Annotated in this window: 1 protein-coding gene; it reads right to left on the reverse strand. The window is 67.1% G+C overall.

Annotated elements, in window-relative coordinates:
- On the reverse strand, positions 1 to 1,287 hold a 1,287-nt coding region (locus AC1D15_RS32855), incomplete at both ends, for a discoidin domain-containing protein (protein WP_477829362.1).

A 1,287-nucleotide genomic window follows, 5' to 3' on the forward strand; every position in this document is an offset into this window, starting at 1 on the left:
TCCACGAAGCGCTGCATGTTCTGCATGCCGATGTTGTTGTACGGCTGCTGGAACACGAAGGTCGAGTTGTCGGCGTAGTCGTAGGAGACCGAACCGAGGCCCCCCTGCAACGTCGCCGACGGCAGCGGCGTGTTGTTCAGGCGCGGCTGCGCACCGTAGTAGGGGCGCAGGCCGGCGCCCACCACGTAGCTCAGCTCGTTGGTGTAGTAGCGATGGCCGTCGGTGGTGCCGAGCCCCCTCATGATCGCGACGGTCGAGAAGAACGACGGCGAGAACTCGACCACGTCGCCCGTCTTCAACGAGCGTGCCGCGACGGTCTTGCCGGCGACCGGGGTGGCGGTGGTCACCTTGTCGGTGGCCGGGTCGAAGCTCACTGCGTAGTCGTAGAACTGGGTGGCGCCGGGCACGTCGGCGCTGCGGGCCAGCACGCCGTTGGCGTCGGTCGAGAGCGCAGCATGGCCGGGGAACGAGTCGAACACCACGCTGCAGCCATCGTTCGCACCGATGATGTTGTTGTAGCCGCTCGTCGGCTTGGCCAGCGCGTTCTGCGGCGGCTTGGGCACCACGGGGCACGCGGCGATGCCCTGGCCGCCCAGCGTGTAGGTGTTGTCGTCCAGCAGGTCGCCCGGGCTCATCCAGCCGAAGCCGGTGGTGTTGGGGTTGTCGAACCCGCGAACGAAGGAATGACCGCCGCCGTACTGCGGTTGCTGGAAGTACTCGTTGACGATCACCTTGGGCTTGGTGACGCCGGTGACCTTGCTGTTGTCGATGAACTCGACACCCCAGGTGCGGAAGGCAAAGTAGTTGGCCACGAAGTTCAGGTGCGCGCCGGGCCCCTTGTCCACCGGTTTTCCGGCGGCATCGACGGTCTCGTTCGCGCCGTAGCCGGCCTCGTTCCAGTCCTCGCCGCGCTCGCGTGCATGACGCGAGCGGCCGACGAAGCCGACGCGGGTCACCAGCGTGCCGTCCGGCAGCGAGAACTGGATGGTGTCGATCGGCGCCTGCGGGGCCGCCGGCGGGATCAGGTTGCTGCCGTCGGCCGGGTGCGGGATCACGGAGGTCGCGACGGTGGAGCCGAGCGTGTTGTCGCTGCCCGGCGACTTGAAGCTCGCCTCGATGATCGAGTAGCCGTAGCCGGTGGCGCGCTTGACGCCGTTGATGCGCACGTAGCGCACATTGGCGTTCAGGTTGTAGAACTCTTCGGTGCCGCCCTTGCCGTCGGCCACGTAGCGCAGCTGGTACCAGGTGTCGCCGTCGTCGGAGACGAGGATCGCGTATTCCTTGGCG

This window comes from Rhizobacter sp. P2_H2 (assembly GCF_056403375.1).